Here is a 22,718-nt window from a genome sequence, read left to right on the forward strand (position 1 = left end):
CATCTGGTATATTTGCAAAGGTGAGATGCTCCCGTGAGGCGCTTACTTTATCAGAAATTCACAATAATCAGAAATTTCATATCAAATAAATATTGATTTTTTATCAAGAAGAATTCAGCATTAATTTAGAGTACTGGCGACTCAGAGTCGCGGCTATACAGACAGAATCCAAGGAGGTGGGTTTGAATTTTTTGATTTTTCGTGATTTTTGCGTAGACAGACTTTGCTTGTATGGTAGCAAATTATATTCACCTAATAATTTTCGGACATCTTCTTAAAATAAGGGGTATAAAAGGGTTTAATACCCATATCTTTACTAAGCATTATCTAGCCAGCTTATGGTATAAAACCCCACTTTGTTTATTCTGACTCCTGTTAGCGGATAGCTATGGTTTAGCCCATTCTGACTTCTGAATTCCTCTTCAATTTTCTCAACGAAACTCGATTTTTCAAAATTGTCTTGACCGTTCAAAACGCCTCACGCCAAAATCCCAAATTAAATGAGAGAAATGCTAAATGTGATATCAAGACGTTGCAACAATAGCTGGAAATTGCATTTTATATGTTATAAAGCTCACAGAAATTAATGTTAGGCGGGAACTACTTTATGGAACCAGATAAACTGGGCCGTTTTAAGGAGTACGGCGAATTCATCCTCCGAAAGATAGATTCTGTGCCCCAGCACCCTTCAAAACAAGAAGATTGGGTTCCAGCTAGTCTTGACGAATGTCTGCTTCGTCTGCGGTCAGCTGCCCAGAAAACTGTAGACCTTGCAACTTCACCTGTCAAAATTGGGGTGATGGGAGAATTCAGTAGTGGTAAAACTTTACTTTTAGGCAGTCTAATTGGATATGCAGATGGTTTGCCAGTCAGCGAAAACCCCACTACAGGTAATGTTACCGCAATACATATCATTCCGCAAGATGAATTTGCAACTACTCAATTAAGTAATTTTACTGTAGATTATCTTTCTCATGAAGGAGTGCATGAGTGTCTACGCTTCATGCTAGGGGAAGCCCATAAACGGACGACAGCAGCAGGGCTTCCTCCTATACCAGTATCGAAACTCAACTCTGGCACAGATATTATTAGCTGGTGTGAAGAAGCATGGAATAGTAGTAACAATTTAGAGCTACGTTATTTACTCCGGGAGTTGGTATTATTCCTGCGGGCTTATCAAGCCTATGGGGAAGTTATGTGTGGTGGGCGCTACCAGATTGATGCTATCACCGCCCGCGAGGGGCTACAGCTAGTCGAACAGCCAATGGCAATCCAAACTCTGAAATTTGAGGATTTACCCCCAGCGCATATCCGATTACCGAGTCCGCCCCAGAGGCTACCAACAAAGTTATTGCAAAACAGTTTCCCACTTATTCGCCGTGTAGATATCGATGTGAAAATCTCACGGGAAATTTGGGATTTTACAAATGCAGCTAAATTTATTCTTATCGACTTTCCGGGATTGGGGGCTGCTAATTCGGGGGCTAGGGATACCTTTTTGTCACTGCGAGAATTGGCAGAAGTACAAACAATTTTGGTATTGCTAAATGGTAAATCTCCTGGGAGCGATCGCGCTAATAAAATCTTTACGATGATGCAGCAGCAGCGACCGGGACAAGACCTGAAAGATTTAATTCTCGTAGGTGTAGGTCGCTTCGATCAACTACCCCTAGACAGCGAAGGCGGTGAAAGAGAACTTGATCAGCTCATTGAAGATAAGCATTTACAAGAAGAAACCGTTTTCCAAAAACTCAAAGTTCTGCAAACTACCATTGACGGTGCAGAAGCGTTTACAACCCAAAAAGACCGCATCGTTTTACTGTCGCCACTGTTGGGACTAGCTGAATTGGCAAAACGTTCTACTACAGTCAAAGCAGGTTCAACAGAGTTTTTGGCTAACTTGGACTATCCTGATTACCTAGATCGATCTAAACGGCTACAAGACAAATGGGAGCTATTAAGTGAACGGCTATTAAACTCTGATCCCCGCAGTTATTTGGGCAAACAGCTAGGTTACTTTAGCCAAGATGGAGGACTTAGTAAACTGCGGGAATTGATTCAAACCCATGTAGCGACTCATGGTCTAAAGCAACTGTATGAAGATACTCGTAGAGCGGCTGATGTGGTGAGTCAGCAACAAGATCACTTGAAGGACATCATAGATGAAATTCACGAGCAAGGTATCCCTACAGGAGACAGTCCCGCCTTTATCGAGTTGCGCTTTGTGGTCGAAAGCTTGGATAAAATCTATAGGAATTTTCAAAAAGATTTAGGGAAAGAACCACTCAGAGATCGTCGCGGTGTTGTCGTCAGCGATGTAGTAAAAGACGAACTCACTTTTAGAATACTGAATTGGAACCAGTGGACTTTACTCTTCAACAAAGCCAACAATGGAGCCATCGCTCTGGCAGAATCTAAAGGTGCAGCCGGTAAATTATTTGATCGGGGAAATCGTGTCAATAGTTCCCTTCCAACTAAGAGCGATGATTTTTATCCAGTCTTTGAGAAAACTGTTAAAGAAGTAGAAGATTTTGCCCGCGATCGCATCCATCAAGCAGTAGTAGATTTGTTGAATCAATTATCAAATTATGTAGCTCCAGAACGCGAACAATTGCAGGCATTTTTCCATCCAGAAATGGAGCAAGAAATCGAAGAAAAATTTGGTTTTGAAGATGCCGATCTCTTTTACAAATTATTACTAGGATGCGATCCTAATGAATGGAAGGAAGCAATCATTTCCGAAATCACTAGTAAAGACAAAACCGTTGCACCCGAAATCATCTTTCCCTTAGCACGTAAAGACGATAAACACAATGTTGGTCAAATCTTTGACTGGGCACCAGAAAAAAGCCAAGGTTTACCTAGATCGAGCAACCACCAACTTTTAGTACTACGACTGCGAGATGAAATCACCGCTAGCGCCAGTCTTCACCTTGTGCAGTATGTTAGCGAAGTTAATCAGCAAATTAATTCTGAGCTAGAAGGGATTTTGGATCAAATTATTCCTAGTTTGCAAAACCTTTCAAAAAAAGAAACTTTGCTAAGATATCTAGCGGCTGGAGAATTGCCATCTGAGATCGCAATTCCTACATGGTTGCAGATTATTTCAGAACTTGCTGCTGTTTCTTACTTAGATGATTTGAGATAAGCTAACTCAGAAAGTGACTGATTGCGATCGCTACGGTTATGAGGATGTATTTGTGAGACGTGATGCGATTTTTTATGCAATTTTCAAGCGTGTACCAGGATTGTTTTTCGAGTTAGTAGAACAGCCACCAGCCGAAGCTAGTAGCTATCGCTTTGAATCTGTTGAAGTTAAAGAACCAACATTTCGGATTGATGGGGTATTTTTACCTCCACCTCATGCAACATCTCAGATGATCTTTTTTGCTGAGGTACAATTCCAAAAGGATGAGTTACTGTACCATCGGTTTTTCTCCGAATCCATGCTGTATATGTATCGTAACCCTCGCTTTACGATGACTGGTACGGAGTAATTATTTTACAGTCTCGCAGCTTGGAACCGAAAAACACTACTATTCACAGATCGTTACTGAACAGTTCCCAAGTACAACGGATTTATTTAGATGAGTTAGGTAGTCCTGATGAGCAAAAAGTAGGTATCAGCTTGATGCAGTTGACTATTGCCTCAGAGACTCAAATGGTGCAGGATGCGAAACGTTTAATAGAGCGGGTGCAACAAGAACAGATAACTGTTTTAGCTAAGGAGGAGATAATAGATGTAATCACAACGATTGCAGTTTATAAATTTGCCAACTTAAGTCGTGAAGAGGTAGAGGCAATGTTAGGAGTTAAGTTAGAAGAAACTAGAGTTTATCAAGAAGCTAAACAAGAGGGACTAGAACAAGGATTAGAACTAGGACGAGAACAAGGATTAGAACAAGGACTGCAACGAGGACGAGAACAAGCAAAACTTGAACTTGTACCTCAGTTCTTAGCTCTTGGTATGTCGATGGAAGACGTTGCCAAATTACTTAATTTAACTATCGAACAAGTAAGACTTGCATCTGAGTAATCACAACAATTACTGGTTATAAATTTGCAAACTTAAGTAGTAAAGAGGTAGAGGCGATGTTTGAAATTAAGTTACAAGAAACTAGGGTTTATCGAGAAGCTAAAGAAGAAGGACGACAAGAAGGACTAAAACAAGCACTAGAAGAAATACGAGAAAAAGGACTAAAAGAAGGAATACAACAAGGACGAGAACTAGCAAAACTTGAACTTATACCTCGGTGTTTAGCTTACGGTATTTCGATAGAAGAGGTTGCAAGGTTACTTAATTTAACTATCGAACAAGTCGAACAAGTAAGACTTGCAACTAAGCAAGAATCTTCAACATCAACTTAATAACTGCTGCAATTTTCATAGCGATGCCTAAGTTTGGGCTACGCCTACGCCCTTTCATATAAAAGCCTAGCCCAACGTAGATATCGCGCCAAATAAAAAAGCCAGCGCTAAAGAGAATCAATGGTAAAAGACCAAAGATTCTCTAAATTTGTAATTTTATGATACAACATTACAGTTTTTAGCCAGCTATAAAACAAACAACAGAAAGTAATACTATAATGAACCCTTTTCAACTCAACAAATATAGCGATCAAGAACCAAGCGAGAAACAACAAAAAAGATTTCCTGGATGGTTTGCTTTAGATTTTGGTACATCGAATTCCACAGTTACACTTTTCGATCCAATTGAAGTACCGATCGCAGAAATTCTACCCAAAGAACAAGAAATGCGACTGCGCGATCGCTTATCACAATGGCTGAGTTCTCCCGCCTCAGTGGCTTTACCAGATGTCAGCGCTGATGATTGGGAAAAGTTTATTGTAGAAATTAGCAAAAACCTGGAGATAGAACCCAGCCGATTGAGCGAAGTTTTTGAAAGTGATAATAAAGAGCGATTTTTAGAAGCAATTCGCCAAATTGAACTTTCTTTAGGAAATAGCGAGAGATTCCGCCGTGCTGTCAGCAAAAAACTTTACCAAATCTATCATGAGGTGTTCCGCGTCCCTACCCTAGAGTCGCAAAATCTGATTCCAGTTGTGCTGGATATCGATCGCCGCGATACGGAAATTCCCAGCGAGTCGGAAATTTCGCAGTTAAGCGACTTAAAACTACGGATGGGAAGAGAAGCTAGAGATAACCGAAAAAAAGCGATCGCTCAAGGTACAAGCGGTTCTTTAAAGGAAATTATCAGCAGATTTCACCATTCACCCAAACGCTATTTTGGTCAAGATCGGTTGTTTCCAGTTATTTTGGATGGTGAAGAAGAATTAATTACCGCTAACGAACTGATCCAATCTGCTTGGGCGCATTTAATCGACTTAACTGAAGACTACCGCCAACGTGCCCAACGCAGGTTTTCAGAAGGAGATTTTTTGACAGCAGTTGTCACCTACCCCACTGTCGCCCCACCAGTTGTTCGCAAGGAAGTTAAGGAACTAGTTGAGCAGTTGGGGATCGACGATGTGCAAACTGCTTATGATGAAGCTGTTTCTGTAGCGATATTCTTTTTATGGCGAGAATTTGGTGGTAATCTCAACATTGGCATCGAGTCATTCAAAACTCGTTGTCGCCAAGCAGGAAACAAATGGTCACAAAATGTTCTCGTCTTGGATATTGGCGGGGGAACCACAGACTTAGCTTTAATTGAACTGACTTTAGAAGATAAAACTCCTAGTTTTGCCGATTATGAAGACCGAGGTTTAGGAGGACGTTACTATAAACTTACCCCCAAACTATTAGGTTCATCTGGTCATTTACAGTTAGGCGGCGAGTTAATTACACTGCGAATTTTTAGATTATTAAAAGTTGCGATCGCAGACTTTTTATTGACATCAGTAACAACAGGTGATATTGAAAGCGAAAAACTAGAAGATTTAATTAGCTCTGAGTTAAACGAGCGCTTTTTAGAACAAGGCAAATTCAAAACTGGTAGTCTTTTAAAATATTTAGATAAAGAGAATCCAGAAGGCGATATTGCTTATAAAGATGCCCTAGATACTGCCGAGAAAGTATTACCCACCCGTTGGCAACAAGCACCCCAACGCCTGCAATCCTTTTATATCCTCTGGGATCATGCAGAAGCAGCTAAACTTAAACTTGGGCAAAAGCCACCAGCAGATAATTCTCTACTAACCTTCACACTTTCTGAGCAAGAAATTTCCGAACTGCTCACCCAAAGCGGTATTAAATTGCAAGTCAAAGATCCAAATAACATCTGCATCACCTTAGATAACCAGCAATTTGAACGAGCCGCCGTTTCAGGAATTAAAGAAGCGATCGGTATTGCCAAAGGATTGATGGAAAGCCGATTGCATCCCGATGATATCACAAAAGATTCTTGGAATTCCCAAAAAGTTGATTGGTTAATTCTGTCTGGAAAAACTTGTAATTTAGATATAGTACAGCGCCAAATCTATCAAGAATTTAGTAAATCTCCATATTTTGTGTGGAATCCAGAACGAATTACCTTTGTGTTGGAATTTACCAAATTAGCCACCTCTGCTGGTGCTTGCTATGCCGAGAAACTGCGAAGATTAAGGTTCGATCCAGAAGAGTCCAAAAGCTTGCTGCGTAAGGGAGCCAACCAGCTAGAAATTGATGTCAAAAACCTGTTTTATTATTTGCCATGCAACTTCAAACGCAAAACTCAAAGTAACGATTTACTAACCATATTCAAGGCTGGACAAGAACTCTATCAACTAGCACCTTCGGAAACTGTTGCCAAAGTTCGGACTGCATGGCAAGGAATCCAATTAACTAATATTATTTACCGTCAAGACTACGAAGACGGAGATTTACGATTATGGGGTAGTTTCGACGGTAAAAACCTCATGAATAAACTGGGAATGCAAGAAGCAGAGTTTTTGAAAAAAATTAAAGTCCAGTTTGAGATTGACCAAACCCTTGAATTTAGTGTATTGCTTTGTCAAGGAAATCCGCATTATTTAATTGACATTCCTGGCATTGATTTAGAATCGGTAGTTTCAGAAACATCGACGCTATTTGCTGATGGTAAATTGAACTGGAATATTGCTGTAGAACGCTTCAATAAAGATTTAAATGATGGTGATATTGCCGTCAATGTTATTGAGTCTGCAACTGTTGATCAACCAGATGCCTATCATCTTGTGTTTGAAGTAGGAAATGATGGTAGTAAATTGTTCAAAAAATTTCATTATCTGCGTGATGGGGTCACAGAACCAGGAATTGGATTAATTAGTAATCCCTTACCTCCCTTCCCGCAAACTGGTCAACACACTTTTTATATTTACCAAACAGATGCCGAAAGCAATAGCAAAAAATGGATAAGAATTGGCGCACTCAGCAAACCAGATGTGACAACAGATTATCCTTGCCAATATCGTGTAACTCTTGATGATCAAGGCATTTTGCGGATGCACGCTGGTGAAATCCCTTACTGGACATCAAATAATCAGGAATGCCTAAAAGAAGAGGGATGCGTTTATCTTGCTGAATTAGAATTGCAGCCCAACGAAGTTGATAAAGAACGCGATCCATTTTGCGGCATACATTAATTGCATTAAACCTCTGCGTTCCTCTGCGCTAACCTCTGCGTTGAAAAAATTAAGATTTTTAAACGCAGAGGGGCGCAAAGTAAACGCTAAGGGGCGCAGAGGTTTGCCAAGTTTAATTCGCCATAAAAATATTTGGAGGTGAGATTTATGCAGCACTTGCGTCAATTATTAGAGATAGAAAACTCAGAGTTAGCCCAGTTACTGCGGTTTAGTTTGTATGGACTAGAGGCAACTTTAAATCAGGCTCGCACAGAATTACCACTAGATCCAGGATCTAAAATATGCGATGAGGTGCTGCAAGAACTTCATAACCTGTTGGAACCTGCACCTCCACAGCAAAATACTGGTTGGGAAGATCCGCCAGCTGAGTTAAAACTAAATCACCTCCGGGAAGTTTTTGATTCTGACTCAGAACTTAATTATTATCTGGGTAATTCCCAACTACAAAGCACAACAGACTCTGATTTGTGGAATGAGATCCAACGCAAATTGCTGCGAGTACCAGAAGATTTAGCTGCAACTTGGCGATCACGCACCTTAGATTTAGCTCAAGAAGTTGGTGCGATCGCAGATAATTCTAACCTTTATCAACTTCCCTTTATCCGTGATGAAATTATCTACCCCGGACTTAGTGGTACTGTTCAAACTCAGGGATTGAGCTTGTATCCTCAAGCACTTTCAAATTCTCAAATTGCCCAAGGTAATACATCCGATTTACCAGCAGCATTCCTATTTCTATATATGAATTTTATCGAAATAGACCCAGATTTACATCATGCTTTGAAGAGGGTTTTCAGCTTCGATGTCATTTCTTTACACTCCAAACCAGAACAGCGCGATCAATATATTGATGCTTTAAGCGATCGCTTCCAACGCACCCAAAAAGCTGAGAAAAACACTGATCCCTTGTCAATTCTCCGTGCTTGGATTGATATGGACGAAGCGATACATTCCCTAGTATTTGTACCACCGGCTGAACGCTATTCTTGGTGGGGAAAGCTACAACATGAATCACGGCGCATCCTGAAGAAAGTCGGTGATGAAGCCATTAATGCAGGTAATGAAGTGCGAATTCGCCAATTATCGGGACTTTATGCAGATATTTGTGCTTCATCCAAGGATGACTTACAACTAGACTGTGGTGGTATTCCTGGTGAAGTATTAACTTGTCTTCGAGTGTATGCGCGAATTAATCAGGAAGAATCTCCAGGTCGTGTAATATTTCGCTCATCACGATAAGAGAATTTTCTGTCAAAGGAAAGGCAGACGATCTTGCTAATCGCTGCCTTGCCTAATTATTTAAATGAAGGTAAAACGTTTAAATCTATAAAATGCCCCAGAAGTGTAAAATCCCTTGACCAGAAAACACTTCAAGTGCAACGGCAGATAAAAAACCAATCATTGCAAAACGACCGTTCCAATTTTCGCTCTGAGGAGTGAAGCCCCAACGCAAAGCATTAGGATCTTCTGGAACCGAAGCCGTAGTCTTCTTAACGTCCGCCATAAATAATACTCCGAGCTTTTATGTTGTAACAGTTATAACTGCCTGTAAAGTAATGTAACAGGTTTTTACGGAAATGCAACATCAAATCAAGGCAAAATTCAATAATATATATTACGTATACGTAATATTATTTTTTTCTGTTTAGACATGGAAAAATACTTTTAACAATCTGCGTTTTATTGGTGTTGGCAAAAACAGAGCTTCAAAACAATCAGCACAATATTAAGCGAGACTTGCCGAATATAGAGAATAGTTGCAATTTTGAATTTTAAATTATTTAATTTTGCCCATTCAAATAGGATAAATAGGTATTTGCCCAAATTGCAGCTTGAGTGCGATCGCGCAAATTTAACCGATTTAAAATATTTGTAACATGATTTTTTACCGTCCCCTCAGAAATGTAGAGTTCCTGAGCAATTTCTCGATTACTAGCGCCTGTAGCTATTAACCGCAAAACCTCTTTTTCTCTAGGAGTGAGTTCACCTAAACTAGACGGTACAGGTGCTGAATGGTTTGGTGTACCATTAGAAAACTGAGTTAATAGTTTTTTAACTATACCTGGGCCTAATTGAGTATATCCTTTATAAACGGCACGAATAGCAACAGCTAATTCTTCTGAAGGTGTATCTTTCAATAAATAACCCATTGCCCCATTTTGCAGTGCTGCGGATACATATTCATCATCATCAAAAGTCGTCAGTACTAAAATTTTAGTTTTGGCAAAACGCTTTTGAATTTCTCGCGTAGCTGCAACTCCATCCATGATGGGCATTCTAATATCTAGCAATACGACATCTGGCTGAAATTCAATAACTAAATTAATTGCCTGTTCACCGTTTTCTGCTTCTCCCACTATTTCTAAATCTGGTTCTAATTCTAATAACGCTCTTAATCCTTGACGAATTAAACCTTGATCATCTACCAGTAGCACTTTAATCATCATGTCAACCTCGTTAAGGGAATATTAACTGTAATTTTGCAACCTGAACCAGGAGCGCTATTAATATTAAACTCACCTCCAAGTGCTAAAGTTCGATCACGCATACTATGAAGTCCAAAACCAGTAGTATTCTGCCCTAAATCAAAACCTCTACCATTATCTTGAATTATCAATCGCAAATTGCCTCTAGCCGTAGCCAGTTCTAACTTAACCTCTGTTGCGTATGCATATTTAGATATATTTGTCAAAGATTCTTGAGTAATTCGGTAAATAGCTGTGTTTATTTCAGGTGGTAGAGGATATTCCAGGTTGATTTGATAAATTGGTAAAATGCCATTTGAGCGATGAAAACTTTCTGCAAGACTAGCGATCGCACGTTCTAAAGATTGCTCTTGTAAAGGATTAGAACGCATAGTAGAAACAGACTGACGGACATCATTTAGCGCTTTAGAACCTAATTCCTTTGCTGTTGCTAGAAATGTTTCAGCTTTACCTGGGTTAGATTGCCACAATTTTAAAGCAGTTTCTAATTGTAGATTTAAAGCAGTTAGAGAATGTCCTAATGAATCATGAATTTCACGAGCAATGCGGTTGCGTTCTTCTAAGGTAGCTTGATTTTCAATTTGCATGGCATATTCACGGAGTTTTTCATTAGCGATCGCTAGCTTTTCTCGACTGTGCCGTTCAGATAATACTGCATTCATCATTAACAACACAAAAACTAAACTTAAGCCAAATACCAACGACCAATTCAAGCTAAGAAATCGAAAACGCTCTTGTGCCTGTGGAGACGCTTGAAAATTGAACATCTGGTATTTGAGTTGTGTAGTAAAGAGAAATAATGCAAATGATAGACTAGTAACGAATAAACGCCCAGGTAATTTAAATATTAGGCAACTTCGAGTAACTAAAATTATGTAAAGGAAAGGAAATAAACGGGCGAATCTTTCACCAAAAAGTCCAGTAATTAAAATTAATAATATTTCAAAACTTGTATATATTATTTTATTTTTATTACTGCTAGTGGGTAATTTTAAGCCCATTAGTGCAAAAACAATCAAACTATAAATTGACAGTTCTGGCAATAAATTACAAATTGATAAGTCTGGAAATAACCCACAAATTGTTAGTTCTGGCAATTTTGGGCGAAATCGACGGACTGGAGGTGGTATAACTGCTATCAAAGCAGTGATCGACAGTAGTATCCACTCCAGATAAAGTAGAGACGGAAAAGGATGTTTCTTAATTTGAATTGGACGACTCATCAGCCGCTTTGCTCCAGTTGTAAATGAGTTAAGAGTTAAGGTTTAGGAGTTCTAAAAATTGAAATTACAGCTTTCGCTATCTCAAATTTTTGCTAAGTAAGGAATCGAGAGTAAATGCAGGATATAAAAACATTATGTAATAGGTTCAACAAGTATTTATAAATTAACTATAGTTAAAAAACTTCTTATTCCTAACTCCTACCTCCTAACTTTTAACTCCTAAATATTTATTGTCAATCATCTTTATCAAAATTCAATCATGACTAAAGTCATGGGTAGAATCATGACTTTCTCCTCATGTAACTACTCAAGATAAGTTCTTATGATAGTGGCATCCAACCAGGAAGAACCCACCAGACAAATAATGAAATTCAAAGCATTATCGCTAGTCGCTGGAGCGATCGCCTTTACCTTAACTGCAACCTCCTTTGCTGTTAACGCCCAAACAGCCTCTCCTTCACCCGTGTTACTTGCACAAACTCCACAAAAAGGAAGGGGTATGTGGAAAGACTTGGGTCTAACAGATACTCAAAAAAACCAAATTCGGGCAATTCGCCGCGATAGCCGCACCAAAATGGAGGCAGTTTTCACCCCAGAACAAAAGGCCAAGTTAGAGGCGGCGAAACAAGCACGTCAGGCTCAACGGCAAGCAGGTCAAGGTCAACGGCAACCAGGTCAACGTTCCCGCAAGGATAGTTTTGCTGACTTAAATTTGACTGAAGCACAAAAAACCCAAATCCGACAAATCCGGGAGTCTGAGAAACAACAGATTCAAGCAGTCTTCACCCCTGAACAGCGGCAAAAATTAGAGCAATATCGCCAAAATGCTCCTTCGCGCCGTCAACAAGGCAATCCCCAATAATAATTTTTCAAAAGTTTACCATAGTTAAAAATTTATAGACTTCTTGCAGAAGATGCGGAAAGGGGATAAAATTTTTCCCCTTTCCCTTTCCCTATTTATTCCCATGATTTAGTAGACTTTCAAGATAGTTATGAGTTATGAGTTAATCAAAACTCCTAGCTTGATTAAAATGTCTAAAGAATTCGCAATTGGTAGTAAAGTCCGGCTTGTGGCACTACCACCCTACGTCAAAACTGCTGAACCCATGCCCATGCTGCGCCCATCCGATGTAATTCACATTGGCGAAGAGGGTATAGTTATTGACCGCAGACCCGGTGGGTATTGGGGTATTCGCTTTACTAGGGGGGCCTTTCTCTTAGATAGCCAATACATCGAAAGCACAGATAGTCCACCAGAATCTCATTTAGAATGAGATTCACAGCAACGAAGAATTGTAAACTTGTGTAAAGTTGTAATTCTGGTTTGTACCATGATTTCCCGCCGCACTTTTTTAAGCATATTATTTGCCAGCTGTATTTCTCTCATCAGCTGGCTGAATTTTACCCCTGCTGCTGATGCTCTTGGTGGTAAACTTCCTGCAATTAATCAACCCGCACCAGAGTTTACTTTGCCAACCAATACAGGTGATGGCAAAATTTCCCTCTCTGACTTGCGCGGTAAGTGGCTAGTCCTCTACTTTTATCCAAAAGACTTTACCTCTGGTTGTACTATAGAGGCTCGCCGCTTTCAGCAAGACTTACCGCAATACCTCGAAAAAAATGCCCAAATTATTGGCGTAAGTGCTGATGATATTGATTCTCACGCCGAATTTTGTGATTCAGAGGGACTAAAATTCCCACTCTTGGCTGATACCGATGGTTCAGTGAGTAAAGCTTACGGTTCGTGGCTCGGCTCTTTATCTATGCGTCACAGTTTTATCATCGATCCTCAGGGTGTCTTACGCGAGAATTTTGTGAAAGTAAACCCAAACATTCATAGTTCAGAAGTGCTGGCACGACTAGAAAAGTTACAGTCCCCAGCTTCTTAAACCTCAATTAAGCAGATAAGGGGCAGGCCCTGCCCTCTTGCCCTATCTGCATTCATCTTCAAGGCACAATAAATCCATATTTTCTGAGTACAGTCTTAGCTTGACTGCTAGATAAAAACTGGACAAATTCTTTGGCTGCGGGAATATTTTTACTGCCTTTAATTACTGCCACTGGATAGATAATCGGTGAGTGAAACTTCTTATCAGCAGTGATTACAACTTTTACCTTGTTGGAGATTTTGGCATCAGTCGCATAAACTATACCCGCTTGGGCATTACCACTTTCTACTGCTGCCAAAACTTGACGCACATTGTTAGCAAAAACCAATTTGGACTTAACTTGATCATAAAGTTTTAAATTCTTTAAGACTTGTTCTCCATATTGGCCTGCGGGTACACTCCTAGGTTCACCGATCGCAATTTTCTTAATCTTGCTATCTGTTAAATTGTAGAAGCTACTGATACCAACCACATCCTGAGCCACAATCAAGACTAAACTGTTATTTGCCAGGTTAGTACGGCTACCTGGTAGCAGCAATCCTTTTTCTTCTAAGGCATCCACTTGCTTTTTGGCAGCAGAAATAAAGATATCGGCTGGCGCACCTTGCTCAATCTGTTGCTGCAAGGCTCCAGAAGCGCCAAAGTTATAATTAATTTTGGTACCTGACTTCCTTTGTTGGTACAAAGGCTTAATTTCTTCTAGTGCATCTTTTAAGCTGGCGGCTGCGGACACGAGTAGGGTGGTGTTTGGCTGTCCTATTACAGCAGAAGGAGTAACCAATGGTAAACCAATTGTTAGGAGCAAGCCTGCAACTGCTACACCCAGGAAGCCAAGAATTTGTCTTCTTTTCATAGAAAAAGTGCAATATAGGTTTTTTCCGAAAATTGATGCTAGGTAGAATCGTATCAGCAATACCAACATTTAACCAACTTTATAGGTAAAGTTCTGCCAAGGGTTATTGCATCAGTTTTTTGGAAGTCCCTTAATTTAGCGATCGCTTCCCTATTCGCTCAAAAAAAATATCAAAATATCATAACCTGGCTTGGATTTAGATGGGGTTGATAGCGCCCCCTTCAAGTCTTGTCGTACTCTATTTGTCCATAGTCAAGTTTGATAATTCGGTTTGCTAAATGAAAATAGCGATCATCGTGGCTAATCACCAGAACTGTTTTGCCCCGCGATCGCAGTTCTGGTAGTAATTGAGTATAAAATATCTCTTTGAATACTGGATCTTGATCGGCTGCCCACTCATCAAATAGATAAATTGGTCGATCTTCTAAATACGCTGTGAGCAAAGCCAGCCGTTTCCGTTGTCCCTGAGAAAGTGCTGTGGTGGAAAGTTGCCCATTTTCAACTTTAACTTTATGGTCTAGTTGCAGTTGTTTTAAATATTTTGTAGCTTGACTATCCAAGTCAGAATTTTTTAATCCTAAAAGTTCTTCAAATAAATAAAAATCGGAAAATACTACGGAAAAATGCTGGCGATACCATTCTCGATTTTGTTCGTTAATTAACTCGTTATCAAACCAAATTTCGCCGTGTTCTGGGATGTAAAGTCCAGTAATTAGTTTAGCTAATGTAGACTTGCCACTACCATTCCCACCGACAATAAAGACTAATTCTTGAGGATATAATGTCAGGTTGATGGGGCCAAAGATAAAGCTATTGTCTTCTTGATCTGTATAATAAGTGTGGGCAATACTGTTAAACCTTAAGCTGCGCCAGTTAGATTTGAGTGCAGGTGGAACAGTCGATATTTCAGTTCGACTAGCTAGAGATAAACCCAACGACTCGATTTTTTGCAAGGCAATGCTGGCTTTACTTAATAGAGGAAGTTTACTGATGATGTTATCCATTGGTAACACCAAGTAAGTAAAAGTCAAAATGTAGCCAGAGAGAGTTTCAGCATTAATGGTAAGTAGATTCGGTAGCGCAAATATTACAAAACCAATGGCAAAAAAGAATACGAGTTGACCCCAGCTTGAAGTTGTAGCAAAAAGGGTTAGACCATTAACATTGTGATGACGGAATTCGTTAGCAGTTAATTGCAGTTTTGATTCTAAAAAATCTTGCCGTCGCTGGTAATTTAGTTTGAGTTCCTTAACTCCTTCGGTAATGGTGCGAAAATGTTTAAATAGCTGATCTTCATCTTCACGAGCTAGGGCCAGCAATTTTCCACCTCTATTTAATAACCACTGGCAACTACTGATCGCTACTACTGAAATTACACAAACCATCAGCAGCACTAACCAAGAAAGCCAAGTTATGTAAGCTATACAACCCAGGACGATCGCTAGATTAATAAAAATGAAAGGCATTTGATAAACAGCATTAGCAACCGCCTGAATATCTTCTGTTAAAGTTGCCAATAATCGAGGATTCCCTAGGCGTTCCAGATGGCTTAACTCCGAAGCAAGAATTTGGCGGCTTAAACGCATCCGTAATTGCAAAACTGCATTCTGAGAAAGGCGGATCAGCATCACTTGGGAAATGATGCTGGTAATCAGTGCAACTATAGCCAGCCCCGCAAAACCCCAAGTTATGGACGTAAGCCGTGAAACACTACTACTACTTGCAGCACGACTAATTAAGGCAATCAAGCCAGCACTACTACCGCCACTCAGGAATCCAGTAGCGATCGCGATCGCTACCATCCCCCACGAAGAACGCAAAAGAAAATAGATCAGGTTCATAATTGCGAGCAAACAAATTTAATGGGTTCTAAAGAGTGTGGGAGTAGTTTAAATAATAATATTTTCACAGATAACATACATTTGGTGAGTATTTTCTACTAAAAAAAGTTTCCTTTGTGGCTTTGTAGTGAAACAAAATTTATTCTTGAACCACTAAGATACAAAGGAAAAACAGTAAATTTAGAGAAGCCTGGAAAATGGAAATTTGGGACTTTGATTCTTTAAAGACTTATATTTATTTGCTGCTGTTACTTTTGTCTATATCAGCAATTTGGTTTTATGCTTACGGGATTTATGCAGCGATCGCCTTTTTGAACCATCAAAATCCTATTGCTCCCGATTTTCATCCAGCTATTACTATTTTGAAGCCGATTTGCGGGCTTGATGAGCAAGCCTACGAAAATTTTGCTTCTTTTTGCCGCCAAGACTATCCACAGTACCAAATTATCTTTAGCGTTCGCGATGCCAATGATCCTGGCATCGCAGTGGTGCGGCAGATTATCCAAGATTTTCCAGAGTTGGATTTGCAATTGGTAATTAGCGAACACACAATTGGTAATAACTTCAAAGTTTGCAATCTTGCTAATGCCGAATCCAAAGCTAAATATTCCATCTTGCTTTTAGCAGATAGCGATGTTCGAGTTGGCCCAGACTACTTACGACGAGTAATTGGGCCAATGCACGATCCTGATGTCGGAGTCGTTACCTGCCTTTACCGTCCGTTGACACAAGGATGGGTGGCAAATCTGGAAGGGATTGGGATTTCAACTGAGTATCTTGCTGGCGTTTTAGTTGCTAATAAGTTGCACAAAATTGAGTTTGCTTTGGGGCCAACTATTGCCATTCGCAGAACTGTACTCGAAGCAATTGGTGGATTTTCAGCTATTGCTGATTATCTGGCAGATGATTATCAACTCGGTTATCTGCCTGCCCAAGCTGGGTATAAAGTAGTACTTTCTGATTATGTGATTGACCATGCGATCGCCACAAACAGTTTCGTTGATTTAATTCAGCGACAGATACGCTGGTTGCTGTGTACACGAGTTTCTCGTCCCTGGGGATATTTAGGGCTGATTTTCACCTATGGCACATTTACTAGTCTGTTGTTGTTAATTACTACGGGAGGGTCAATTTTTGCTTGGGCTATATTAGTCATCACCTGGATGATGCGGTTATTTATGGGCTGGTTCGTTGCAGTCAAGGTTCTTAACGATGCGGTTGCCAAAAAATTACTCTGGCTAATCCTTATTCGCGACTTGATCAGCTTTGTTCTCTGGTATTATTGCTGGGTTAACAATACATTTGAATGGCGAGGGCGGCAACTAAAGTTGACAAAAGAAGGTAAAGTGATGCCAATAACAGCTGATGCTGCCAAGGTAATGTCTATTTAACTACTGAGAATTACGATGACTGATATTATAAAGTCTTCCAAGAACTCAATTCCTGTAGGAGAAACTTTACAACCATCTGCTACTACTAAGAAAACAAGCTACGTTCCGCATCATCATCGACGGATACTCTGCATCTTTCCCAGGTACAGCCGTTCGTTTGGCACTTTTCACCATGCCTATCCACTTATGGGTGTTAAGGCTTTTATGCCTCCTCAAGGAATTTTAATCGTGGCTTCCTATTTACCGAAAGAGTGGGAAGTCCGTTTTATTGATGAGAATGTACGTTTAGCTACCAGGGCTGATTACCAATGGGCTGATGTGGTGATTGTCAGTGGAATGCATATCCAAAAACCACAGATTAATCAAATTAATGAACTTGCCCATAGAGCAGGCAAAATTACAGTTGTAGGTGGCCCTTCGGTATCTGGTTGCCCAGAATATTATCCTGAGTTTGACATTTTACATTTGGGTGAGTTGGGAGATGCAAGCGATCGCATGATCGAGTATCTAGACCAAAACTCGGAACGTCCCCAAGCGCAAATTCGCTTTGAAACCAAGGAACGTTTGCCCCTAACAGAGTTTCCCACTCCAGCTTATCATTTGCTGAATATCAATGATTATTTTCTGGCAAATGTGCAGTTTTCTAGTGGTTGCCCTTATCACTGCGAGTTTTGTGATATTCCCGAACTCTATGGCAACAATCCCCGAATGAAAACACCAGAGCAAGTAGTTGCCGAGTTAGATGCCATGCGACAATCTGGCAATCTGGGAGCAGTGTACTTTGTCGATGATAACTTTGTTGGCGATCGCCGCGCCGCCATGAAGTTGCTTCCTCACCTGATTGACTGGCAAAAACGCAATGGCTACCCCATCCAGTTTGCCTGTGAAGCAACGCTCAACTTAGCTCAAAGCCCAAAACTGCTGGAGATGATGCGCGAAGCTTATTTCTGCACAATCTTTTGCGGTATCGAAACACCAGAACCAGATGCTCTCCACGCTATTTCCAAAGACCAAAATCTAAGTATGCCAATCTTAAAAGCCATTCAGGTTTTAAATAGCTATGGCATGGAAGTAGTATCAGGAATCATCATCGGGTTAGATACAGATACACCAGAGACAGCAGACCGAATTATCGAATTTATTCGGGCATCGCAAATTCCCATGTTGACAATTAACCTACTTCATGCATTACCTAGAACTCCTTTATGGCGGAGGTTAGAAGCAGAAGGACGACTTGTGTTTGATGAAAGCCGTGAATCAAACGTTGAGTTTTTGATGCCTTACGAGCAAGTTGTTGAGATGTGGCGGCGCTGCATTACAACAGCTTATGAGCCGGAATTTTTATATGAGCGGTTTGCCTACAATATGGAAAATACTTATCCAAACCGCATCGAAGTTCCTAACAGCCCATCTCGCGCTTCTGCGGCTAACATTCGCAAAGGTTTAACTTATTTAGCTAATATTTTGCTGCGGATAGGCATATTTAGTAACTATCGTCAGACTTTCTGGAAAATGGCCAAACCAGCACTAAAAGCAGGTAATATTGAAAACTTGATTCACGTTGGACTTGTTGGACATCATTTGATTAAATTTGCCCAAGATTGTGCCAAAAACGAAGAATCGGCTTCATTCTACTCTCAAAAAGTCCTTACCAAAGTTCGTAGTTAACTGTCAAAATATCATTTTGCTAAAAAGCAAAAAAAGATAAATTAGACTTATCAGTAAACACTTTTATTGATATATAACAGTCCTAAATCATTCGTGAACATCTCTATTTCCGATCTCTTCGTGTTCTCTGCGTCTCTGCGGTACCCTGCGGGAAGCCGCTACGCGTCTACGATTAAAAAATATTTTTCCCTAAAGAGAAAAATAGAAAATTTAATAAATGATTTAGGACTGCGATCGCATCTGCTGCTCTTTAGGTCTTATCCTAAAAAAGTATCAGTTAAAACCTCCAAAAAGGAATATACCTGTGAAAAAAACTTTGTTTCTCAGCCCTCCTTCCTTCGATGGGTTTGATGGCGGTGCAGGTTCGAGATACCAAGCCAAGCGCGAAATTACTTCCTTCTGGTATCCTACATGGCTGGCGCAACCCGCAGCCCTCGTGCCTGGTAGCAAACTTGTAGACGCGCCCCCACACGATCAAACAGTAGAAGATGTGATCGAAATTGCTCAAGATTACGAGCTAATTATCATGCACACCAGCACGCCTTCGCTGCCTAATGATGTAAAGTGTGCCCAAACAATCAAGGCTCAAAACCCGAATGTCAAGATTGGCTTGATTGGAGCGCACGTAGCAGTATTACCAGAGCAGACGCTGGGTGAAAACCCAATCATTGACTTTGTATGTCGTCACGAATTCGACTATACCTGCAAAGAAATAGCAGCAGGTAAAAATTGGGAAGAAATCACAGGTTTAAGCTACCGCGATCGCCAGGGTAATATACATCATAATCAAGACCGCTCTTTGATTCACGATTGGGATTCAATGCCCAGTGTATTGCCGATTTATCACCGCGATTTAGATATTACAAAATACTTTATTGGCTACTTACTGCATCCATACATTTCCTTTTACACTGGGCGGGGCTGTCCGGCAAAATGTACCTTCTGCCTTTGGCCGCAAACAATTGGTGGACACTTGTATCGGACTAAAAGCCCAGAAGCAGTTGGGCGCGAAATGGAAGAAGCCAAAGCGATTTTCGGTGACAAGGTGCGAGAATATATGTTTGATGACGACACCTTTACTATAGATAAACATCGAGCGATCGCAATTAGCGAACATATGCAACGACTTAAACTGACATGGAGTTGCAACGCCCGGGCCAATCTGGACTATGACACCCTCAAACAACTACGCAATAATGGCTTACGCCTACTATTAGTAGGATTTGAATCTGGCAATCAGCAAATTTTGGATGGGATTAAGAAAGGAATTAAGCTAGAAGTCGCACGGAAGTTTATGGAAAATTGTCATAAACTTGGCATTACCGTACACGGTACTTTTATCATTGGTTTACCCGACGAAACCCAAAAAACAATTGAAGAAACGGTGCGCTTTGCTTGCGATATTAGTCCTCATACAATTCAGGTTTCCATCGCAGCCCCCTATCCTGGAACAGAACTTTATCGCCAAGCACAGGAAAATAATTGGTTTAGCAATAATTCCTTAGTTGCCAATTCAGGAATTCAAATGTCTACATTGCAATATCCAAATCTCTCCAGTGCTGAGATTGAAGATGCAGTTGAGAGGATGTATCGTAAGTTCTACTTCCGCCCTAGAGCGATTATTCCAATTGTCAGTGAAATGCTCAGTGATCCTCAAATGTTAGTGCGCCGCCTGCGTGAGGGACGGGAATTTTTCTCTTACTTGAAAGAGCGTCGTACCCAAGCAACTGCTAAACCAGAATCAGTAGTTGTTAGTTAGTTGTTGGTTATTTTTATGGAGGAATTGACGATAATCCAACCAAATAAGTTATGAATTATCAATTATTAATTAAGTGATTACTGGTATACATATTCAAATACCACATCAAGTTCAAGTTCATCTATGACCATCAAGCCTTGGGATGCTCAACTTGCTTATTGGCTAGTTCGACCTCTAAAAGACAGTTGGATAAACCCCAATCATCTCACCACAGTGAGACTTGTGACAGGGTTGGCGGCTGCGGTAGCACTCGCAGTTGGCGATGCCATTTGGGCAAACATTGGAGCAGTGCTATTTGCTTTATCCAACTTTCTAGATCATACAGACGGTGAATTAGCTCGTTTGAGTGGAAAAAGCAGCAAATGGGGACATCAGTATGACCTTGTTAGTGATGCCATCATCCACATTCTTTTGTTTGTGTGTATTGGATATGGTCTTAGGGAGGGGAAATTTGGTTGGTGGGCGTTGTTTATGGGAATAGTATCTGGTGTGTCTGTTGCTTGCATCTTTCATTTGCGAAACCAAATGGAACAGCGTTTGGGCAAAGATGCCAGCCGTCAACCAAATTTCGCCGGGTTTGACATTGAAGACGTGCTGTATTTGTTTCCCATAGTTACCTTACTGGATGGACTAGAGCCGTTACTAATAGCAGCTACAATCGGGGCACCCACCTTCGCTGTATGGGTAATTTGGCAATTTCTGACACTCGCACAGCCTAAATCAAACTAGTACCGCAAGGCGGAAGTCAAAAGTCAAAAGTACTATGGAATCTACCATGAGCAGATGATAGACAATATAAATTAGAAGATGGATTTACTGCTTGAAGCGCTCGATTCCGAAAAACTGATTGCGCCGGCCATAACCTATCTCAACACAAAAAGTAGTTGAGTATTTTTTTATTTGTCAGTGCCTAAATCATTCACTTTAGCAACTATATAATGCAACTCTTCCAGCTTTTCTAAGACCTTAGTTGAACTTTCGGCAACGCTTTCTTGGTTAGTTTTGCATTCGACTTCAGGACGGAGTGGTATTTCATAAGGATCATCAATACCAGTGAAGTGCTTGATCTCGCCGGATCTTGCTTTTTATATAATCCTTTTACGTCTCGCTGTTCACAAACTTCTAATGATGCATTGACATAAACTTCAATGAAATATGGAATAGTTTGGCGCACTTCTTCTCGAATTTCGCGGTAAGGTGAAATTGCCGAAACCAATACAATTACATTATTTCTGGCAAGAAGATGAGCCACAAAGCCAATGCGCCGAATATTCTCTTCTCGATCCTCTTTACTGAAACCCAACCCTTTACATAGGTTTTGACGTACTGCATCGCCATCTAAAACTTCAACTCTGTATCCCTGTATCCGCAGTTGTTTCTCCACGAATTTACAGATAGTAGTTTTACCTGCACCACTTAGACCAGTGAACCATACTGTCACGCCATACTCATATTGTCTCATCCTACCTCTACCGCATACTTAAAATGGCACACCAAAAAATGCTTTTTTAGGTAATTTCAGGTCAATAAATACACACTGAGGGCGCTGTAGCTTTATGAGCAATACAATTGCAAACTTTTAACTTTCCTCTTGGGGATAACCATTTTTCTCACGTTTGAGACTTTCTTCTAGAGCTTGAATTTGTTCACGACGAGCTTCCAATTCTAAGGAACGCCGTGCTAAGTCTTGGTTTTGCAACGTCAAGGATTGTCGCCAATGTTCTGCTCGCTCGGCTTCGTGCTGCAAAAATTCTGGGGTAATGCCGATGGTAAGGTAGCTTTGTACCAGATGCAGTACCCAGTTGGTAGCGTCTTCTATTCTTTCAATGTCCCCTGTATGGGAAAGTTCTACTAAAACAAGCAAGTTTTCACTCATAATCTTTCCCTTTCCTAACAGAATGAAAGCCTCTTCTGGAATTATCGCCCACAAGTTATCAGCTTCTTGACGCGCCAATAAGCGTAACTGGTGCTGGTCTAAAAAATCGTTTTTACGCACCTGGGCTAGATATAGCATGAGGGTCGCTTCGCTCCAATTAAAAATTAAAA

17 protein-coding genes and 2 pseudogenes are annotated in these 22,718 nt (G+C 40.4%); 12 read left to right on the forward strand and 7 right to left on the reverse strand.

Translation table 11 applies throughout. The features are described from left to right. Positions 1-607 precede the first annotated feature (607 nt). From H6G96_RS18350 to H6G96_RS18370, 5 genes and pseudogenes are all read left to right on the forward strand, one after another. Positions 608-3,148 (forward strand): proteasome protein, encoded by a 2,541-nt coding sequence (locus tag H6G96_RS18350; RefSeq protein ID WP_190912779.1) that lies wholly within the window; start codon positions 608-610, stop codon positions 3,146-3,148. Between the two features lie 52 nt (positions 3,149-3,200). Then, positions 3,201-4,036, forward strand: a pseudogene (locus tag H6G96_RS18355) (Rpn family recombination-promoting nuclease/putative transposase). Between the two features lie 56 nt (positions 4,037-4,092). Continuing rightward, positions 4,093-4,368 (forward strand): hypothetical protein, encoded by a 276-nt coding sequence (locus tag H6G96_RS18360; RefSeq protein WP_190912780.1) that lies wholly within the window; start codon positions 4,093-4,095, stop codon positions 4,366-4,368. 218 nt (positions 4,369-4,586) lie between these two features. Continuing rightward, on the forward strand, positions 4,587-7,562 hold the full coding sequence (locus H6G96_RS18365) for a molecular chaperone (protein WP_242063319.1): 2,976 nt from the start codon (positions 4,587-4,589) through the stop codon (positions 7,560-7,562). 147 nt (positions 7,563-7,709) lie between these two features. Further along, positions 7,710-8,801 carry a hypothetical protein gene (locus H6G96_RS18370; protein WP_190912781.1) on the forward strand — a complete coding sequence of 364 codons (1,092 nt, stop codon included), beginning with the start codon at positions 7,710-7,712 and terminating at the stop codon, positions 8,799-8,801. Positions 8,802-8,886: 85 nt separating this feature from the next. Here the strand turns inward: H6G96_RS18370 and H6G96_RS18375 are convergent, their stop codons facing one another. The 3 genes from H6G96_RS18375 to H6G96_RS18385 form a co-directional block, all read right to left on the reverse strand. Beyond that, positions 8,887-9,066, reverse strand: coding sequence for a high light inducible protein (locus H6G96_RS18375; protein ID WP_109008463.1), 180 nt, complete (start codon positions 9,064-9,066; stop codon positions 8,887-8,889). A 277-nt stretch (positions 9,067-9,343) separates the two neighbouring features. Further along, the gene (locus H6G96_RS18380; protein WP_190912894.1) at positions 9,344-10,006 is read right to left on the reverse strand and encodes a response regulator transcription factor; all 663 of its coding nucleotides are present in this window, start codon (positions 10,004-10,006) and stop codon (positions 9,344-9,346) included. Next, entirely contained in the window at positions 10,006-11,271 is a 1,266-nt protein-coding gene (locus H6G96_RS18385) for a sensor histidine kinase (protein ID WP_190912782.1), read from the reverse strand. The genes H6G96_RS18380 and H6G96_RS18385 overlap by 1 nt, the downstream gene beginning before the upstream one ends. Positions 11,272-11,635: 364 nt before the next feature. Between H6G96_RS18385 and H6G96_RS18390 the strand changes: the two genes are divergently transcribed. The 3 genes from H6G96_RS18390 to H6G96_RS18400 all read left to right on the forward strand — a co-directional run bounded on the left by H6G96_RS18390 (position 11,636) and on the right by H6G96_RS18400 (position 13,160). Then, entirely contained in the window at positions 11,636-12,133 is a 498-nt protein-coding gene (locus H6G96_RS18390) for a P pilus assembly/Cpx signaling pathway, periplasmic inhibitor/zinc-resistance associated protein (protein WP_190912783.1), read from the forward strand. 169 nt (positions 12,134-12,302) lie between these two features. Next, positions 12,303-12,545, forward strand: a complete 243-nt coding sequence (gene sipA / locus H6G96_RS18395; RefSeq protein WP_190912895.1) for a regulatory protein SipA — start codon at positions 12,303-12,305, stop codon at positions 12,543-12,545. Between the two features lie 57 nt (positions 12,546-12,602). Next, positions 12,603-13,160: a peroxiredoxin gene (locus H6G96_RS18400; protein WP_190912784.1), complete on the forward strand. Its 558-nt coding sequence runs from the start codon at positions 12,603-12,605 to the stop codon at positions 13,158-13,160. 58 nt (positions 13,161-13,218) lie between these two features. On the opposite strand, the gene modA is transcribed toward H6G96_RS18400, so the two are convergent. Then, positions 13,219-14,013, reverse strand: coding sequence for a molybdate ABC transporter substrate-binding protein (gene modA, locus H6G96_RS18405; RefSeq protein WP_190912785.1), 795 nt, complete (start codon positions 14,011-14,013; stop codon positions 13,219-13,221). Between the two features lie 221 nt (positions 14,014-14,234). Next, positions 14,235-15,854: a cyclic peptide export ABC transporter gene (locus tag H6G96_RS18410; protein ID WP_190912786.1), complete on the reverse strand. Its 1,620-nt coding sequence runs from the start codon at positions 15,852-15,854 to the stop codon at positions 14,235-14,237. 197 nt (positions 15,855-16,051) lie between these two features. On the opposite strand from H6G96_RS18410, the gene hpnI reads away from it, so the two are divergent. The 4 genes from hpnI to H6G96_RS18430 all read left to right on the forward strand — a co-directional run bounded on the left by hpnI (position 16,052) and on the right by H6G96_RS18430 (position 21,401). Further along, positions 16,052-17,245, forward strand: coding sequence for a bacteriohopanetetrol glucosamine biosynthesis glycosyltransferase HpnI (gene hpnI / locus H6G96_RS18415; RefSeq protein ID WP_190912787.1), 1,194 nt, complete (start codon positions 16,052-16,054; stop codon positions 17,243-17,245). Positions 17,246-17,260: 15 nt separating this feature from the next. Then, the gene (locus H6G96_RS18420; RefSeq protein WP_190912788.1) at positions 17,261-18,913 is read left to right on the forward strand and encodes a B12-binding domain-containing radical SAM protein; all 1,653 of its coding nucleotides are present in this window, start codon (positions 17,261-17,263) and stop codon (positions 18,911-18,913) included. 304 nt (positions 18,914-19,217) lie between these two features. After that, positions 19,218-20,672: a hopanoid biosynthesis associated radical SAM protein HpnJ gene (hpnJ, locus tag H6G96_RS18425; RefSeq protein WP_190912789.1), complete on the forward strand. Its 1,455-nt coding sequence runs from the start codon at positions 19,218-19,220 to the stop codon at positions 20,670-20,672. 123 nt (positions 20,673-20,795) lie between these two features. Then, on the forward strand, positions 20,796-21,401 hold the full coding sequence (locus H6G96_RS18430; RefSeq protein WP_190912790.1) for a CDP-alcohol phosphatidyltransferase family protein: 606 nt from the start codon (positions 20,796-20,798) through the stop codon (positions 21,399-21,401). Between the two features lie 167 nt (positions 21,402-21,568). On the opposite strand, the pseudogene cysC reads toward H6G96_RS18430, so the two are convergent. Together cysC and H6G96_RS18440 are read right to left on the reverse strand one after the other, a co-directional pair. Then, positions 21,569-22,134, reverse strand: a pseudogene (gene cysC, locus H6G96_RS18435) (adenylyl-sulfate kinase). 117 nt (positions 22,135-22,251) lie between these two features. Further along, entirely contained in the window at positions 22,252-22,686 is a 435-nt protein-coding gene (locus tag H6G96_RS18440; protein WP_190912791.1) for a hypothetical protein, read from the reverse strand. Between the last annotated feature and the right edge of the window lie 32 nt (positions 22,687-22,718).

It is taken from the genome of Nostoc sp. FACHB-892 (assembly GCF_014698795.1).
Classification (GTDB): Bacteria; Cyanobacteriota; Cyanobacteriia; order Cyanobacteriales; family Nostocaceae; genus Nostoc.

What these genes read in the sequence shown, in the direction of transcription:
- sipA (WP_190912895.1), top strand. Translation starts at nt 12,303, where the DNA reads ATGTCTAAAGAATTCGCAATTGGTAGTAAAGTCCGGCTTGTGGCACTA.
- H6G96_RS18380 (WP_190912894.1), bottom strand. Translation starts at nt 10,006, where the DNA reads ATGATTAAAGTGCTACTGGTAGATGATCAAGGTTTAATTCGTCAAGGA.
- H6G96_RS18440 (WP_190912791.1), bottom strand. Translation starts at nt 22,686, where the DNA reads ATGCTATATCTAGCCCAGGTGCGTAAAAACGATTTTTTAGACCAGCAC.
- H6G96_RS18375 (WP_109008463.1), bottom strand. Translation starts at nt 9,066, where the DNA reads ATGGCGGACGTTAAGAAGACTACGGCTTCGGTTCCAGAAGATCCTAAT.
- H6G96_RS18410 (WP_190912786.1), bottom strand. Translation starts at nt 15,854, where the DNA reads ATGAACCTGATCTATTTTCTTTTGCGTTCTTCGTGGGGGATGGTAGCG.
- H6G96_RS18365 (WP_242063319.1), top strand. Translation starts at nt 4,587, where the DNA reads ATGAACCCTTTTCAACTCAACAAATATAGCGATCAAGAACCAAGCGAG.
- H6G96_RS18360 (WP_190912780.1), top strand. Translation starts at nt 4,093, where the DNA reads ATGTTTGAAATTAAGTTACAAGAAACTAGGGTTTATCGAGAAGCTAAA.
- H6G96_RS18350 (WP_190912779.1), top strand. Translation starts at nt 608, where the DNA reads ATGGAACCAGATAAACTGGGCCGTTTTAAGGAGTACGGCGAATTCATC.
- H6G96_RS18420 (WP_190912788.1), top strand. Translation starts at nt 17,261, where the DNA reads ATGACTGATATTATAAAGTCTTCCAAGAACTCAATTCCTGTAGGAGAA.
- H6G96_RS18370 (WP_190912781.1), top strand. Translation starts at nt 7,710, where the DNA reads ATGCAGCACTTGCGTCAATTATTAGAGATAGAAAACTCAGAGTTAGCC.
- H6G96_RS18385 (WP_190912782.1), bottom strand. Translation starts at nt 11,271, where the DNA reads ATGAGTCGTCCAATTCAAATTAAGAAACATCCTTTTCCGTCTCTACTT.
- hpnI (WP_190912787.1), top strand. Translation starts at nt 16,052, where the DNA reads ATGGAAATTTGGGACTTTGATTCTTTAAAGACTTATATTTATTTGCTG.
- H6G96_RS18390 (WP_190912783.1), top strand. Translation starts at nt 11,636, where the DNA reads ATGAAATTCAAAGCATTATCGCTAGTCGCTGGAGCGATCGCCTTTACC.
- H6G96_RS18400 (WP_190912784.1), top strand. Translation starts at nt 12,603, where the DNA reads ATGATTTCCCGCCGCACTTTTTTAAGCATATTATTTGCCAGCTGTATT.
- H6G96_RS18430 (WP_190912790.1), top strand. Translation starts at nt 20,796, where the DNA reads ATGACCATCAAGCCTTGGGATGCTCAACTTGCTTATTGGCTAGTTCGA.
- modA (WP_190912785.1), bottom strand. Translation starts at nt 14,013, where the DNA reads ATGAAAAGAAGACAAATTCTTGGCTTCCTGGGTGTAGCAGTTGCAGGC.